This is a genomic window from Hymenobacter antarcticus (assembly GCF_039539545.1).
GTDB lineage: Bacteria > Bacteroidota > Bacteroidia > Cytophagales > Hymenobacteraceae > Hymenobacter > Hymenobacter antarcticus.
Genome location: NZ_BAABDI010000021.1, coordinates 1 through 14,611, shown reverse-complemented (window position 1 = coordinate 14,611; position 14,611 = coordinate 1). Strand labels below are relative to the sequence as shown.

Annotated in this window: 18 protein-coding genes and 1 pseudogene; 3 read left to right on the top strand and 16 right to left on the bottom strand. The window is 55.2% G+C overall.

Features of this window, described 5'->3' with window-relative positions:
• Nucleotides 1–33: 33 nt before the first annotated feature.
• The 5 genes from ABD819_RS14510 to ABD819_RS14490 form a co-directional block, all read right to left on the bottom strand.
• Complete coding sequence (locus tag ABD819_RS14510; RefSeq protein ID WP_345125493.1) at nt 34–765, bottom strand: ATPase; 732 nt, start codon at nt 763–765, stop codon at nt 34–36.
• Between the two features lie 2 nt (nt 766–767).
• A complete protein-coding gene (locus ABD819_RS14505; protein ID WP_345125492.1) occupies nt 768–965 on the bottom strand; it encodes a hypothetical protein in 198 nt (65 codons plus the stop codon).
• Between the two features lie 142 nt (nt 966–1,107).
• Nucleotides 1,108–1,449, bottom strand: a complete 342-nt coding sequence (locus ABD819_RS14500) for a DUF5615 family PIN-like protein (protein ID WP_345125490.1) — start codon at nt 1,447–1,449, stop codon at nt 1,108–1,110.
• A 6-nt stretch (nt 1,450–1,455) separates the two neighbouring features.
• On the bottom strand, nt 1,456–1,689 hold the full coding sequence (locus ABD819_RS14495; RefSeq protein ID WP_345125489.1) for a DUF433 domain-containing protein: 234 nt from the start codon (nt 1,687–1,689) through the stop codon (nt 1,456–1,458).
• A gap of 236 nt (nt 1,690–1,925) precedes the next feature.
• Nucleotides 1,926–2,714 (bottom strand): hypothetical protein, encoded by a 789-nt coding sequence (locus ABD819_RS14490; protein WP_345125487.1) that lies wholly within the window; start codon nt 2,712–2,714, stop codon nt 1,926–1,928.
• A 163-nt stretch (nt 2,715–2,877) separates the two neighbouring features.
• Between ABD819_RS14490 and ABD819_RS14485 the strand changes: the two genes are divergently transcribed.
• A complete protein-coding gene (locus ABD819_RS14485; protein ID WP_345125485.1) occupies nt 2,878–4,152 on the top strand; it encodes a hypothetical protein in 1,275 nt (424 codons plus the stop codon).
• 79 nt (nt 4,153–4,231) lie between these two features.
• On the opposite strand, the gene clpB is transcribed toward ABD819_RS14485, so the two are convergent.
• Both clpB and ABD819_RS14475 read right to left on the bottom strand, forming a co-directional pair.
• A complete protein-coding gene (gene clpB, locus ABD819_RS14480; RefSeq protein ID WP_345125483.1) occupies nt 4,232–6,841 on the bottom strand; it encodes an ATP-dependent chaperone ClpB in 2,610 nt (869 codons plus the stop codon).
• Nucleotides 6,842–7,006: 165 nt separating this feature from the next.
• On the bottom strand, nt 7,007–7,642 hold the full coding sequence (locus ABD819_RS14475) for a S1 family serine peptidase (RefSeq protein ID WP_345125482.1): 636 nt from the start codon (nt 7,640–7,642) through the stop codon (nt 7,007–7,009).
• 39 nt (nt 7,643–7,681) lie between these two features.
• On the opposite strand from ABD819_RS14475, the gene ABD819_RS14470 reads away from it, so the two are divergent.
• The gene (locus ABD819_RS14470; protein ID WP_345125481.1) at nt 7,682–8,557 is read left to right on the top strand and encodes a DUF4238 domain-containing protein; all 876 of its coding nucleotides are present in this window, start codon (nt 7,682–7,684) and stop codon (nt 8,555–8,557) included.
• A gap of 221 nt (nt 8,558–8,778) precedes the next feature.
• On the opposite strand, the gene ABD819_RS14465 is transcribed toward ABD819_RS14470, so the two are convergent.
• The 5 genes from ABD819_RS14465 to ABD819_RS14445 form a co-directional block, all read right to left on the bottom strand.
• Nucleotides 8,779–9,042 carry a Txe/YoeB family addiction module toxin gene (locus ABD819_RS14465; protein ID WP_345125479.1) on the bottom strand — a complete coding sequence of 88 codons (264 nt, stop codon included), beginning with the start codon at nt 9,040–9,042 and terminating at the stop codon, nt 8,779–8,781.
• Nucleotides 9,042–9,269, bottom strand: coding sequence for a hypothetical protein (locus tag ABD819_RS14460; RefSeq protein WP_345125477.1), 228 nt, complete (start codon nt 9,267–9,269; stop codon nt 9,042–9,044). Before ABD819_RS14460 ends, ABD819_RS14465 begins: the two co-directional genes overlap by 1 nt.
• A 122-nt stretch (nt 9,270–9,391) precedes the next feature.
• A complete protein-coding gene (locus ABD819_RS14455) occupies nt 9,392–9,811 on the bottom strand; it encodes a type II toxin-antitoxin system VapC family toxin (protein WP_345125474.1) in 420 nt (139 codons plus the stop codon).
• Complete coding sequence (locus ABD819_RS14450) at nt 9,808–10,047, bottom strand: hypothetical protein (RefSeq protein ID WP_345125473.1); 240 nt, start codon at nt 10,045–10,047, stop codon at nt 9,808–9,810. Before ABD819_RS14450 ends, ABD819_RS14455 begins: the two co-directional genes overlap by 4 nt.
• A 116-nt stretch (nt 10,048–10,163) precedes the next feature.
• Nucleotides 10,164–10,577: a hypothetical protein gene (locus ABD819_RS14445; protein WP_345125471.1), complete on the bottom strand. Its 414-nt coding sequence runs from the start codon at nt 10,575–10,577 to the stop codon at nt 10,164–10,166.
• Nucleotides 10,578–11,191: 614 nt separating this feature from the next.
• Between ABD819_RS14445 and ABD819_RS14440 the strand changes: the two genes are divergently transcribed.
• Nucleotides 11,192–12,157 (top strand): sodium-dependent bicarbonate transport family permease, encoded by a 966-nt coding sequence (locus ABD819_RS14440; protein WP_345125469.1) that lies wholly within the window; start codon nt 11,192–11,194, stop codon nt 12,155–12,157.
• Nucleotides 12,158–12,421: 264 nt separating this feature from the next.
• Here ABD819_RS14440 and ABD819_RS14435 read toward each other — a convergent pair whose 3' ends face one another.
• The 4 genes and pseudogenes from ABD819_RS14435 to ABD819_RS21560 form a co-directional block, all read right to left on the bottom strand.
• Complete coding sequence (locus ABD819_RS14435; protein WP_345125583.1) at nt 12,422–12,619, bottom strand: putative toxin-antitoxin system toxin component, PIN family; 198 nt, start codon at nt 12,617–12,619, stop codon at nt 12,422–12,424.
• A gap of 124 nt (nt 12,620–12,743) precedes the next feature.
• Nucleotides 12,744–12,965, bottom strand: a complete 222-nt coding sequence (locus ABD819_RS14430) for a hypothetical protein (protein WP_345125468.1) — start codon at nt 12,963–12,965, stop codon at nt 12,744–12,746.
• Between the two features lie 158 nt (nt 12,966–13,123).
• Nucleotides 13,124–14,437 carry a PQQ-dependent sugar dehydrogenase gene (locus ABD819_RS14425; protein ID WP_345125467.1) on the bottom strand — a complete coding sequence of 438 codons (1,314 nt, stop codon included), beginning with the start codon at nt 14,435–14,437 and terminating at the stop codon, nt 13,124–13,126.
• Nucleotides 14,438–14,500: 63 nt separating this feature from the next.
• Nucleotides 14,501–14,611 (bottom strand): annotated as a pseudogene (locus tag ABD819_RS21560) (IS982 family transposase); the annotation flags it as partial.

Here is a 14,611-nt window from a genome sequence, read left to right as displayed (position 1 = left end):
CCACCCCAAGCGGCGACGGTAGCGGCAGTGTCTTTATACCTTCATCCAGGCGCGCCGAAACCACTCCGGCAGTTCCTCGGCAACTGTCGTCAATTTATCCGGCTCGTATTCGGCAAACCACCAAATGGACGTGCCCGAATTATCGAACAGATACGCCCGGCTTACCTGCTGCATGGTTTCGACCAACAGGCCCAGGCTTTTCGCATATCGGCTCACAATCTTTTCCGTCGAAACGCCGTGCCCGCCTTTGCTCACCCGGTTGCTCACGCGGTCCACGTTTACAGCCGGGGTTTCCGTGGCAATGTAGTAGAGGTAAGTGCGGTAGCCCTGAGCCGCCGCCAGTTGCAAAAACTCCAGCTTCGACCGGTGCGACATCACTGACTCAAACGTGAAGCTGAGCCGGGCCGCCAGCAGCTGATGCCGCAAAAAATCGGCCACCGTGGCAGCCACGTACGAATTCACGGCCGCTTCCGGCTGCATTACCACGATATTCTCCGCAATGTGTAGCCCTATTTCCTGACTGGTTTGCGCTCCCACGGCCGTTTTTCCGCCCGCCAGAAACGCCGCAAAATCGGCCTGCGTTGCGGCCAGCTGGTAATCAGACAGATGCAGGAACCGCTGCCGGACCAGCTGCTTCTCAATCTCATCGGCATTCACATACACGCCCAGATTGAACTGCCCGCGCAATTCATCCAGCAGCGCCGATTTTCCCGAGCCATTGGGCCCCGCAAACAGGCGCAGTCGCGGAGTGGCACTCGCCGTCATCGCTAGGCTTTGCGGCTGGGGTTCTGGTACTGGTCTATCACTACTTCACGCTGCCCGTTGGCGTGAATCCGCACCAGTTTGCCGTTTTCGTAAACCGTCACGGTAAGGCCCAGCGCCCGGCTTTCGCTCACTGCCCGCAACGACGCTTGCCGCGTAGCCGCTTGCAGTACTTCGGCGGGAATATCTTCGGTCTTTTTCATAATATCGCGGCCTGCTTCATCAGGCATTTGCCTATCTAAGATACGACGAACGAGGGCTAATAGCCAGCCAAAACCTCCCCGCCCCGGCGCCCCGGCCGCCACCCCAAGCGGCGAGGGTAGTGGGAGTGTCTTCAGTTTCTGCTCACGGCAGCCGCAGCTGCAACAGCCCAAACTCCGTTTGCGGCCCCAGAAACGATTGAATCTGCGGCAGCCGCGCCAGCAAGAACTCCGCCAGCTTGGCTACCGGCACTTGCGCATTTTGCACGGCCACCACGCGGGGCGGAAACCCTTCGGCCAACACCAGCCGCAGGAAATCCTCGTCCTTGGTCAGCACATCGTAGCCGTGCTGCTTGGCGTAGCGCCAGATGCTGGTATCGGGGCTGTTGTCCAGGTTGATATCGCGGACGTGGAGCACCGTCGCGCAATGCGGCCGCAGGTAGGCGGCTAAGCGCCAGGAGATATTTTCGTCCAGCAGCAGGCGCATGAGCAACTACGCGGCGGCCAGTAGCACAATGCTTTCCTTGTAGGCCGCATACAGCAAGCAGGCCCGCACCTGCGCCGCGCCGATGGCCGGAAAGTCCTCCTCAATGTCGGCGGCGCTCATGCCGTTGGCCAGCATTTCCAGCACTTCGGCCACGGTCGTGCGCGTGCCCTTCACCACCGGCTTGCCGAAGCGCACCTGCGGGTTCAGTTCGATGTGGGCGGTGATGGCGGCGGTATCCATGCGGGTTGAAATGGGTGAGTAGTCAAAAATACGACGAACGAGAACAAAAGCTAACAGCTAATAGCCATCAGCTAAAAGCTAAAACACCCCCGCCCCCGCGCCCCGGCCGCCACCCCAAACGGCGGGAGTAGCGGGCGTTTCAGGTAGTGAGTGATGATGAGAATTTAGCGCAGCGTGACCCGTGGCCGCCTATCGGGCGAGGCTGTATCTCCACCCCAATCCCAGAACGTTGGATGCTACAGTCTGTTGGGCAGGCCGAGTAGATACAATTTCTTAGCCTTGCCCGAAATCAAGCCGGTTTCCCAAGTGTAGTCATCGGACTGCAACCCTTCGAGCAGGATTGCCATATCGCCCAAGGTGTACGTGCGGGCATTGGACACTGCCCCGTCCCAGGCAAAGCAGAACGGGATAATCGGCAAGGCGTAAGTAAAAAAGAGCTGTTTTACCGTAACCGGACGCGCAAAGGGCGTAATGAAAAGCGCCATCAGGAAGTTCAGGGGCAGGGCCACCCACCACAGGCTGATGGGAAAGCTGTTGTCACTGATTTCGTACACACAGATGGGCTGATGCTTTTCCTTTGCGTCTTGCAGAATATGCCGGGCTACCTCCGGGCGCATGTGGTGGAAGCTGCCGACCAGGGTGCGCACGCCGCGCAATCCCGAGGCTACGTTGGCTGCGTTAATGGATTGAGTATCGTACCGCAGCTCAGCATCTGCCCGCGCGTTGATGGCAGCCGCCAAAGTCAAATTCGGATACAAATCCGTCAGCGTGAGCTGCAGACTGCCCAGGCCGGGCTGCTTTTTCAGCGTCCGGTAGACTTCCAGCATTGGTCCTCCGCTGCCCGAGCACAAGTCCACGATGGCCGCGCTTTCGGAATGGGCCAACGCCCGGTTGAGCAGCTGAATTAAGTCCGCCGGTGAACCCAGGAATTTGTGCATAACCACAATGAGTCGCGTCAGACAGATGCGTATCCAGTTGGGAAACCAAGCGAAGTCTTCAAGCTCGAACAGATGGATTCGTTTCATGCGGAGTGCGTAAGATGCCCTAAAATTACACCCCCGCCCCGGCGCCCCGGCCGCCACCCCAAGCGGCGACAGTAACTAGAGTTTCTGTAGTCGGCACTAACTTGCGCTTTAATGATTCAAAGACTGCGAAAGCACTAACCCACTTTATTTACTTCGATTGAGAATGAAAGCCTTTAATCAATTTCAATTTGCAGCCCTTCTGTTATTGTGCATGTTTCTGTCTTTAACGGTCAGGTCACAAATTGTTGTTAAGAAGTTTGACAATTTCGTTGAGACGGCACCCGTTGCAAGGCCAGAGCCTTATGACAGTCTGCAAGATTTCAGAATCGAGGATAATTTTATTGACAACTATAAATACATAGGCCAAAAAATATATCTACCTTCCTTCTCTGGTGTTTGTAATTTATATGCTACTCATAGCAGCATCATTCCCGCAAGCGCAAACAAAGTTGCGCCAATTTCAAACAAAGATGCTTATCTGTATAACGATTTCAAACATGCAAGCAGTATAAAAAACATCAAAACCTATATTTACAAGGCAGTAAATACATCCTTTGGATTTGTCAACAACAGCCTTCGATTTGAGGTATGCGCTGACAAGAACGCCATAAGTGATAAATATTACACCGTATTAAACATTCTTAATCGCGAACAATCACAAGCTGTAATTTCTAAAATCCGCAAACTGAGAGCAGAGCAAAACAATGATGAAACCACCGAATTAGACTATGAATTTGAACCTAATTATTATAGAGGAATCGGATTATACCTACTCAAGAATGAAGTCGGCGACTCCATTTACACTGACAACATCGGAAAACCTTTCATATCTGTAGCTTATTTCGTAAAGCAGCAGAAGCTATACGACAAAAAGAAATTCATTATTCGAATCCCAAGTTATGAAAAGACTTTATCCATTAAAGACTTCAGAACGTCAAAGGACATAACGGTTTCTGATAAAGATGAGTGGCTATGCGAGGTTGCCCTATTAGAAATAAGTAAAGGCGATATTTCTTACATATTCACTGATGCTAATGGAAATACTATCGTTACTGAAAGTCTTGCTCCTCAATACCAATCCTACAAATTCACACTCAAAGATGACTACCTTAAACAGGAAGCAGCCAAAAAATTAAAGCAGGAACAGTTTGCCATTCTACAGAAACAGAGAGATACACAAGCCAAGCTTTCCGCCCAAGTCAAGGCCAGCAATTACAGGAAAAACTGTATCGATAAATTCGGACCTGAAAAAGGAGAATTGGTTGCCAAAGGTTTAGTTAGCATTGGCATGACAAAAGAAATGTGTTTATACAGTTGGGGCACGCCCTATGACAGGTCCAAAAGAGTTACTGCGGACGAAGTGTATGAACTGTTTTACTACTCATATAAACGCAACCTGCATTTCATAAACGACAAACTGGTGCAGATAGAGAAATAACCTCTCTATTTCGTTAAAAAAAGGAAAGCCCCGCCAGCACGATGCCAGCGGGGCTTTCCCATTTCAAAACGAACCAAACCTAAACCGCCGGCATCTCCACGTTCTCAAACTTCACCGCGCCGTCTTCCAGCACCGCCTCAACAACAGCATCTTTCGAAACGCGGCCCGAAAGAATATCTTTCGACAGCTCGTTCAGAATCACGCGCTGCAACACGCGCTTCAAAGGCCGGGCGCCGAACTGCGGGTCGAAGCCGGCTTCGCCCAGGAAATCCAGGACTTCGCTGGTGGCTTCGAGCTGGATGCCGGCTTCGGCCAGGCGCTGCTGGATTTGCCGGAACTGGATGTCCACGATGCGGCGGATTTCCTTGCGCTTGAGGGGCTGGAACATCACGATTTCGTCGATGCGGTTCAGGAACTCGGGACGCATGTGCTCCTTGAGGCGGTCCATCACCTCGTCGCGGGTGCGGTCCACCACTTCGTCGTGGTTGTACTCGTTCAGCTCCTTGAAATTGCGCTGAATGATGTCGGCCCCCGTGTTCGAGGTCATGATGATGATGGTGTTCTTGAAGTTCGCCACCCGGCCTTTGTTGTCGGTGAGGCGGCCATCGTCGAGCACTTGCAGCAGGATGTTGAACACGTCGGGGTGGGCCTTTTCGATTTCATCGAGCAGCACCACCGAGTAGGGCTTGCGGCGCACGGCCTCCGTGAGCTGCCCGCCCTCGTCGTAGCCCACGTAGCCGGGAGGGGCCCCGATGAGGCGCGACACCGAGTGGCGCTCCTGAAACTCGCTCATGTCGATGCGCACCATCGCATTCTCGTCGTTGAACAAATACTCGGCTAAGGCCTTGGCCAGCTCGGTTTTGCCCACGCCGGTGGTGCCCAGGAAAATGAACGAGCCGATGGGCCGCTTGGGGTCCTGCAGGCCGGCGCGGGAGCGGCGCACGGCATCCGAAATGGCCGCGATGGCCTCGGCCTGCCCTGCTACTCGTTTGCCCAGCTCGGCTTCGAGCTGGAGCAGCTTCGCGCGGTCCGATTGCAGCATTTTGCTCACCGGGATGCCGGTCCACTTGGCCACCACCTCGGCAATACTTTCGCTGGTCACGACTTCCTGGAGCATGGTGCCGCCGTCTTTGTTCGCCGCCGCTTCGTCTTGCAGGGTTTTCAGCCGGGCTTCGGCTTCCTGAATCTTGCCGTAGCGCAGCTCGGCCACGCGGGCGTAATCGCCCTGGCGCTCGGCCTGCTCGGCTTCCAGCTTGAATTGCTCGATAGCAGTCTTCTGGGTTTGAATGCCGGTGAGAACCGCTTTTTCGCTTTCCCAGCGGGCTTTGAGGGTGTCGCGCTTGTCGTTCAGCTCGGCCAGGTCCTTGCTGAGAACGGCTTCGCGGTCGCGGTTGTCTTCGCGGCGGATGGCTTCGCGCTCAATCTCGAGTTGCATGATGCGGCGCTGGATTTCGTCGAGCTCCACGGGCATGGAATTCAGCTCGATGCGGAGCTTGGCGGCGGCTTCGTCCATGAGGTCGATGGCCTTGTCGGGCAAAAACCGGTCGGTGATGTAGCGCGCGCTCAGCTCCACGGCGGCAATCACGGCGTCATCGGTGATGCGCACGCCGTGGTGCAGCTCGTACTTTTCCTTGATGCCGCGCAGGATGCTGATGGCGTCGTCCTGGTTAGGCTCGTCCACCAGCACGGCCTGGAAACGGCGTTCCAGGGCCTTGTCCTTCTCGATGTACTTCTGGTATTCCTTGAGCGTAGTTGCTCCGATGGCGTGCAGCTCGCCGCGCGCCAGAGCGGGCTTGAGCAGGTTGGCGGCGTCCATGGCCCCTTCGCCCCCGCCGCCGGCCCCGATGAGGGTGTGCATCTCGTCGATGAAGAGCACAATCTGCCCATCGGAGTCGGTCACTTCCTTGATGACGGCCTTGAGGCGCTCCTCAAACTCGCCCTTGTACTTGGCCCCGGCCACGAGCAGGCCCATGTCGAGGCTCATGATGACTTTGTCGCGCAGGTTTTCGGGCACGTCGCCGGCCACGATGCGCTGGGCCAGGCCCTCCACGATGGCGGTTTTGCCCACGCCGGGCTCGCCGAGCAGCACGGGGTTGTTTTTGGTGCGGCGCGAGAGGATTTGCAGCACCCGGCGGATTTCCTCGTCGCGGCCAATCACGGGGTCCATCTTGCCGCGCCGCACCTGCTCGTTGAGGTTCGTGGCGTAGCGGTTCAGGCTCTGGTACTGGTCTTCGGCGCTCTGGCTGGTGACTTTGCGCCCGCCGCGCAGCTCCTGAATAGCGGCCTTCAAGTCCTTGTCGTTGAAGCCGGTGTCTTTGAGCAGCGTGGCCACGGCATCCCGGCCGGAGAGGATGCCCAGCAGCAGGTGCTCGATGGACACGAACTCGTCGCCCAGGTCCTTCATGGCGGCGTTGGCGCGCTGCACGGCGTTGGCCGCGTCGTTGGCGAAGTAGGGCGAGCCGCCGCTCACCCTGGGGTAGGCGGCCACCAGGGCATCGAGCCGCGGTGTGAGAATGTTGAGGTTGGCGCCCAGCTTGTTGGCCAGAAACGAGAAGACGCTCTCGTCGCTCTGGAAGATGCCCTTCAGCAAATGGCCCGTTTCGATGGCCTGCTGCTGGTTTCCGCCGGCAATTTCGGTAGCCTTCTGCACGGCCTCCTGCGCCTTGATGGTGAAGTTTTTAAAGTCCATTTTGCGTTGTCTTCCGTGTAAGTACTTCGGGTTAGGAAGATGTACAAGAGGACTAGCAAACGGGGTGCGAGAGGTGGAAACCGGACTTTTTGGCGGGAAAATCAACAAAAGGCAAACAGATAATAAGAAATTTTGTCTGTTTACGCTGGATATCATAGTGACTCTTTAAGATGAAGAATCCTTTTGAAACTGAAGAATCCTTTTGAAACTTGAACTCATAATAACGAAATAGTTACTATTGCCAATAGCTCCCGTTGGCGTATTAAATAGCCTAGGACCTATCAACGCGCCTATGTACTGACCTTCAGCATTTATAATTACGCCACCACTCATGCCTTTCTTTATATTTTGGAGAGAAAGCGCTAAAAACTCAATATTGTATTCTCCTGAATTAGCCCCTTCAAAATGCATCTCACAATGCTCAATGAATTGCGTAATATCTCGAGGCTTATAGCATACATCCTTTTCAACTTCGCCATGAACAGAGAAGCCAATAACCTTGCACTCTTCAAACCGTTTTGGAGCTTCGGATACAGGCTCAAAATAGATTTCATTTACTATATCCCTATCAACAAAAGCACATAAAGCTAAATCAATCTTAGTATTTCCTTTAAATTCTTTTTCCTTTTTTAGAATCCGAAGCTCTAAAAATTCGCCATTCAATAGAGCAAAGTATTTTCCAGGAACATCAAAGTTATGACCTACTGTAACAATTATTTTGTGCGAAATAAAGAACCCGCTTCCAATGAAACAGTAATCACTGTCATTTTCTCTATAATAAATCTGTACTACTGCCTCCATACCGCAAACAAAAAAATTTAAGCATTAAAATTGAAAGTCATGACTCCTTTATCCAAAAAACACCATTATATTCCCCAGTTTTATTTAAGAGGATTCACAGATACAAATGGAGGATTTACAATTTATGACAAAGTTCGAAATGAGTTTCGCAAAAGCAGACCAGAGAATGAATTCTATGAAAAATTCAGAAACACAACAAATTTAGGTGGTGAGAAAAGTGTGATGGTAGAAGACATGTATTCTCATATTGAATCAACCTTCGCAACTACACTTTCTGCAATCGAAAAATCTAATCATACTGAGCCAGTCCTCACATCTGATATTATGGTTGGACTAAAGTTCCTTGTTGAAACAATGAGGTGGCGGAATCCAGCATTGGATGCTGTTTACGAAAGTATTGTCCAAAGACTTTCAATCAAGGACTTCGGCTTACAATTTAAAGGAGCCACCGACAAACAAGCCGTTGAAATCAATAAGCGCATAATGGATGAGCCAGATGCACGAAAAATGTTAAGGCCTCTTATGGGCTCTTTGTCTATAAACTCAATGGCAAACGCAAATTATGATACATCGAAATGGCATATTCTATACCAAGAGGGAGGGTTTCCAATTACAGGCGACTTTCCCATAATATTCAACCCAAAATCAATCCACGATAGAATTAACGAAGAATTTATTTTTCCTCTTTCAGCACAGCGTACAGCCGTATTCGCTGACATCAAATCAATGAAGCAATTACCAGACGTATTTTCGATAGATAAAGACTTAGCTATTATTCATTTGGCTAAAAGATTTATTTGCTGCAAGCATGATGAATATTTAAAATTTATGATAAATTATTATAAAACAAACCGAACTGAAATCAATGAACAGTTCTTAGAAGGCATATTTTTGACTTTACAGAAAGGCACTTAAAATCTACACAGAAGCTCTCGTATCGTTTCAGCGGCGCGGGCAGCGGGCGGGGGTGGCGCAGGAGAAGAAGCTACTGGAGAAGCGGTGGTTTAGCTCAGCGGGACCCGCCGGGCGCGGGGCGGCGGTGGGCGGCCGGACGGGGCGGGCGGAGCGCCTGGGGGCACGTGGGGCGGGGCGGGGGGCAGCAGGCGGGGCGGGCGCGCCGGGGAGGGCGTTGGGGCTTACTTATCGTCGTAGTGAAAGCGACATTGGGCAATTCGCAGCTCTTCACCCGCGACTTTATAAACCAAGCGGTGTTCCTGCGTGATGCGGCGCGACCAATAGCCGCGCATGTTGCCTTTTAACAGTTCGGGCTTGCCAGTGCCTGCAAACGGGGTACGAACACATTCTTTCAGCAAGCCGTTGATTTTGCGCAGGATGGCCAAATCCGTTGTTTGCCAGTGCAGGTATTGCTCCCACGCATCTTCATCCCACGAAAGCCGCATTACACTTCGATAAGGTCATGCTGCACCCCTTCACCGCGCTCTAACCGTTCAATTGAAGCCAATAGCCGCTCACGGTTAGCACGCGTGCTCATCAGATACTCGGTCGTATCCATTGCCGCTTTTTTGCCTTTGCTGGTTACGGGCGTGAGCTTGACGGACGTAATACGCCGCAACAGCTCCAGAACGAACTCCGCTTCCTGGTCGGGTATTTCGAGGGTGTATTTCATGCTATCCAAAACTACAAAGATTCCGCTTAGTTCCTGACGCTACTGAAGAAGCTCCTGTTTCTTCAGCGGGACCCGCAGGGCGCGGGGCGGCGGCGGGCGGGAGCCCGGGGTGGGAGGCGAAATTAAGGCGTGTCAATCCAGTTTTCCAGCGGCAGGTTGGCCAGGTCGGCAAAGTGCCGGGTGTTGCGCGTGGCCAGGGTGAGGCCGTGGGCCAGCGCCGTGCTGCCGATGAGGATGTCAAAATCATCTATCGGCCGACCACTGCGCCGTAAAGCCGCTTTCTGGTCGGCGAATATTTCCAGCGCGGGCGCAATGGGCAATACCTGCTCGGCAAACAACTCCCGAAATTCTGTTACCTGCTGGTGCTGGCGGGCTTGCCAAACCGGAGCGCTGTTGGCCGCGCCGAACAGCAGTTCCGCAATGGTGATTTCGGACACGAAGCATTGCGCCAAGCCAACCGCACTGAACTTCGCGTCAAGCTGGTATTCGCCCCGCAGATAGTGTACACAGATATTTGTGTCGAGCAAATAGCCGGCGCTCATAACGTAATATCGGGGCGGTTGCTCTGGCGCGACTCCTGTAACATCTTATTTATCTCATCCCCGCTTTCATCCGACTGCCAAGAACCGAACAGCGCCCGAAAACGACGCTCGCGCTCATCCAGCGATAATTTAGCGGCTGGTGAAGCAGTGGCCTTCACGCCCAGCCGTTGTGCCAGACTCAGCAGCAGGTGCAGGTCGGAATCGTTGGTGGGTTCTAAGACGAGGGTAGTGGTCATATTCAGAAGGATTTGCTTGCACAAGTTACACAGAAGCTCCCGTTTCGCTCAGCGGGACCCGCAGGGCGCGTGGGGCGGCGGCGGGCGGCAGTACGGGGCGGGCGCGCCGGGGAGGGCTACTCCACTTTGAGCACGTACCAGATATTGAATCGGTCATGGCTGATGCCGTAGTTCGGCAGGCTCAGATGCTGGCGGTAGAAGGCAAACCGCTGCGGCACCGAAAACGGCTGCTTGATGAGGTGCTGCACGATATCGGGCTCGAACGTAGCCAGATAGTAGCGCTTTACTCGGAAAATGGCTTGCCACAGTTCAGCCTTTGTTGCTCGCGGGTAACGGCTGAAGTCGGCTGGGATGCTGCTACCAATCGGGAATAGCTGAAAGTCGCTGTGATAGATGAACCGCCCATCGTCGGTCATTGAGCGGATTTCGTACGTTTGGGTCAGAATGTCCCACTCAGGGTGCAGGTGCCGGATGCTGTATTCAATGTACCCACCGGTCGCACTCACACCGCAGGCAATGCGGGTCATCAAGCACTCTTGCCAGTTTGCAGTTTCGTAAACTCCTCGCTGGATTTGAGGCCCGTCGCCTTCTCATGCGCCTCGTAACGCTGGCGTAGCGTTTTAAACGCAGTCCGCTTACGTGCTTCACTAAGCACTATATCCGAAGCATCCGGCAGAAGTTGAGAAGTCTTTTTCATCCTCACTAAGATACGCCTCACTTTGGAAATCAGTTCGGACTTGGTTGAATTGAAGCGCCCGTTTCTTCAGCGGCTCCCGCATGGCGCGGCCCGGCGGCGGGCGGGCGGGCGGGCGGGAGAACGGGGCAGCAGCAGAAGCGCCCGGGGCGCGCAGTAGCTTTTGGGCAGGGCGGGGTTGGGCGGAGGGCGGTCGGTTATTTTGAGGGGTTGATAGCGCAAGGGGCAGCGATGCACTGAAAAGAAAGGATTGTTAGAGGCAGTAAAGTCAATCATCCGCCCGAAATAATAGATTTACTATCAATAGTGATTGCGACACTAAAATTGCGCTTTAAATTTGTGTCGTTTTTGTGTAACGCCAAATGCTAATCAGAGCGATAAGCAACGCACAAAATGGCACTCCCTGTGTCAGTGGGCTCGTTTAGCCCCCCCCCTTTTTCCTGTTTCTGCATGGATGTGCCCCTCCTTATTTCGAACCTGACCAATCCCACGCTCCTATTCTTTGTGCTTGGCATTATAGCGACAGCCGTAAAAAGCGACCTGGAAATCCCGCCGAGCACCGTCAAGTTCATCTCGCTGTATCTGCTGTTTTCCATCGGGTTTAAGGGCGGGCAGGAGCTCGCCCACGGCGCGTTTAGCGCCGAAATCATTTACTCGCTGGGCTTCGGCCTGCTGGTTGCGGGCCTGATTCCGGTCTACACGTTTTTCGTGCTGAAGCAGCGGCTCAGCATCGCCGATGCCGGGGCCGTGGCGGCCGCCTACGGGTCGGTGAGTGCCGTCACGTTTGTGTCGGCCGTCTCGTTTCTCGATGCGCAGCAACTGCATTTTGGCGGGCACATGGTGGCCGTGATGGCCCTGATGGAGGCTCCCGCCATCATCGTGGGCGTTGTCCTGATGATGCGCTACGAGGATTCTACCAGCGCGGCTGGCACCGGACTGGGCACGGTCGTGAAACACTCCTTCACCAATGGCAGCGTGCTCATGGTGCTGGGCAGCCTCGTGATTGGCCTGATTGCCGACACCAAGCAGGCCGACGGCATAAAGCCCTTCACAACGGACATTTTCAAAGGATTTCTGGCTATTTTCTTGCTCGAAATGGGCATGGTCACGGCCCGCCGCTTCGGCACTTTTCTGCGCTACGGACGCTTTGTCACGGCTTTTGCCGTGTTCGTGCCGTTGCTCAATGGCTGCCTGGTAGCCGTGGCCAGCCATCAGGTGACCGAGAGTGTGGGCAACCGCTTCATCTTCGCTATTCTGGCGGCCAGTGCTTCCTACATCGCCGTGCCGGCAGCCATGCGCTTAGCGGCGCCCAAAGCCGACCCGGGCCTCTACCTACCCATGGCGCTGGGCGTAACGTTTCCCCTGAATATCACGGTAGGTATGCCACTGTATTTTGCCGTTGTTCAATACACGTAGAGTAGCATTGGCGGGCAGCCAGAGCGGTTTCCCGTTTTATGCACCAAGTTAAAAGTTGAGAGTTAAAATTCAGGCAGCGTGTATTTTAACTTTTAACTCTCACCTTTTAACTTCTTTCAAAAGGGTACACGGACTTGGAAACCGCTGTAGCAGCCGTTGCTGAAGCGCCCGTTGCGCAAAGCACCGCCGCGCCACCGGGAACCCGGTAGGGCGCGGGCGTCAGGCGGGGCGGCCGCGCCGGAGCGGCGGCAGGGTCGAGTGATATTAATCTCCTAATCCCAACTGCTGCGCCAACGCTGCCAATGTCACAATGCTTGTGGAACCGACGCTGCCCGGCACCAACAAATCCTCATCACCCGAAACCAGGTAATCGGCCTGGCTGTCCAGGGCCAGGCTGAGCAGGAAATTGTCTTTGGGGTCGCGACACCACTCTGCAACTGATGTGACTGGGAAAGCATCCAGGTAGGCACCGGAAGAAGACGATGCAATGTCCTCGCAAAATGAAGAGACAGCTTGACTGGTTCGTTCGACTTTGAAGCGCCAATTTCTTCAGCGGCCCCCGCAGGGCGCGGCATGGCGGCGGGCGTTACTTCCGAGTAGCCAGCATTTCCCGTACCGACGTCCACTGGATTTCGGGGTAGCGGGCATTGTCCAGCGAAGCGAGCCTGGGCAGGCCGGTGAACATGTTGTGCAGGTACTGCATGCCCTGCCAGGGCGGAAACACGTCGTCGCTGGTGGCCCCGGCCAGCACGATGGTAGCGGGTTCGGCAGGCTTGCTGCGTTGGGGAGTTGCGATAGGTTCGGCCACAATCGGAGGAGAAAACGGGGGTAGGTTACTACTTGTGCAGCAAGCTTCCTGACTGCACTGGCAGAGTGAATCCCGCAAGGCCGCAAAGGGTGAATGTTGACGGATGGCCGCATTTGCCGGGGGCGGGTTGGCAGCCACCAGTCTTTATCGGGTGGGCGCTAGTTGATGGCCTGGGCACTCACGCGCCAGATTTTATCGGCAGCATCATCGGCCACCAGCAGGGAGCCATCGGGTAAGGCGGTTACGCCCACGGGACGGCCGTAAGCCTCATTGGAGTCGCCGCCAGCCAGGAAACCGGTGAGAAAATCCTCGGGCGGGCCGCTGGGCCGGCCGTTGGCAAAGGGCACGAACACCACTTTATAGCCCGAAAACGCCGTGCGGTTCCAGGAGCCGTGCTGGCCGATGAAGGCGCCGTTGCGGTACCGGGCCGGGAAAGCCGCTTTATCATAGAAAGCCAGGCCCAGCGAGGCCGTGTGCGCACCCAGCGGCACATCGGGCACCAGGGTTTTCTGCACCAGGTCCGGCCGTTCGCCCTTGCGGCGCGGGTCTTCATTGGGGCCGTAGTAGGCATAGGGCCAGCCGTAGAAACCGCCTTCTTTCACGCTGGTCAGGTAATCGGGCACCAGCTCGTCGCCTAGCTCGTCACGTTCGTTCACGGCCGTCCAGAGGGTGGTAGTGCCGGGGGCCCAGCCAAGGCCCACGGGGTTGCGCAGGCCGCTGGCGTAGATTTTCTCACCGCTGCCGTCGGGATTTATCTGGAGGATGTTGGCGCGGCGCACCTCGTTTTCGGCCCCGTGCTCCTGCACGTTGCTACCCGAGCCCACGGTCACGTAGATTTTGGAGTTATCGGGGCTGGCCAGCAGGTTACGGGTCCAGTGGTTGTTGTAGCCCCCGGCGGGCAGGCGGAGGATGCGCTGCCCGCTGCCCGTAATTTTGGTGCTGCCCGGCTGGTAGGCAAAGCGCAGCACGCCATCGGTATTGGCGACGTAGAAGTAGCTGCCGATGATGAGCATGCCAAAAGGCTGCTTCAGATTGGCCAGGAAGGTGGTGCGCAGGTCGGGTTTACCGTCCTTGTCGGTGTCGCGAAACAGCGTAATGCGGTTGGCGCTTTCCGAGCGCAGGGAGCGCGACTTGTCCAGGTTCAGCTTGGCCGCTACTTTCAGCGGGGTCGACTGCGGCACGGTGCTCGACTCGGCCACCAGCACGTCGCCGTTGGGGGCCACATACATCCAGCGGGGGCTTTCCATCTGGCCCGCGTATTCGGCCACGGCAAAGCCGGCGGGCGCGGTGGGGGTTTTGCCCGCGGGCCAGCCCACGACTTTCACCCGGTTCGATACCGATTCGGTGGCGTAGGGCGCGGGCAAGTGTACCGAGTCGGCAGCGGGCGTAGTTATGGTTTGGGCCGGCAGCGCGGCGGCGGCCTCCTGCTTTTCCTGCTTACTGGGGCCGCTGCAAGCGGCCAGCAGGCTCATGGAAGCAAGTAGTAAGGTGGGATTATTCGACATTAATCGGAGGTAAGTAACCCAAGTTGCGGACTATATGCCGGCTTGGTCGAGGGCGTGCACAAAGATGAAGAGGACGATTTTGAGGAAGAAACCTTGGGCCGTAACGGCATGAATTTGCTTGGGAAAGCGGGCCGTGAGTTG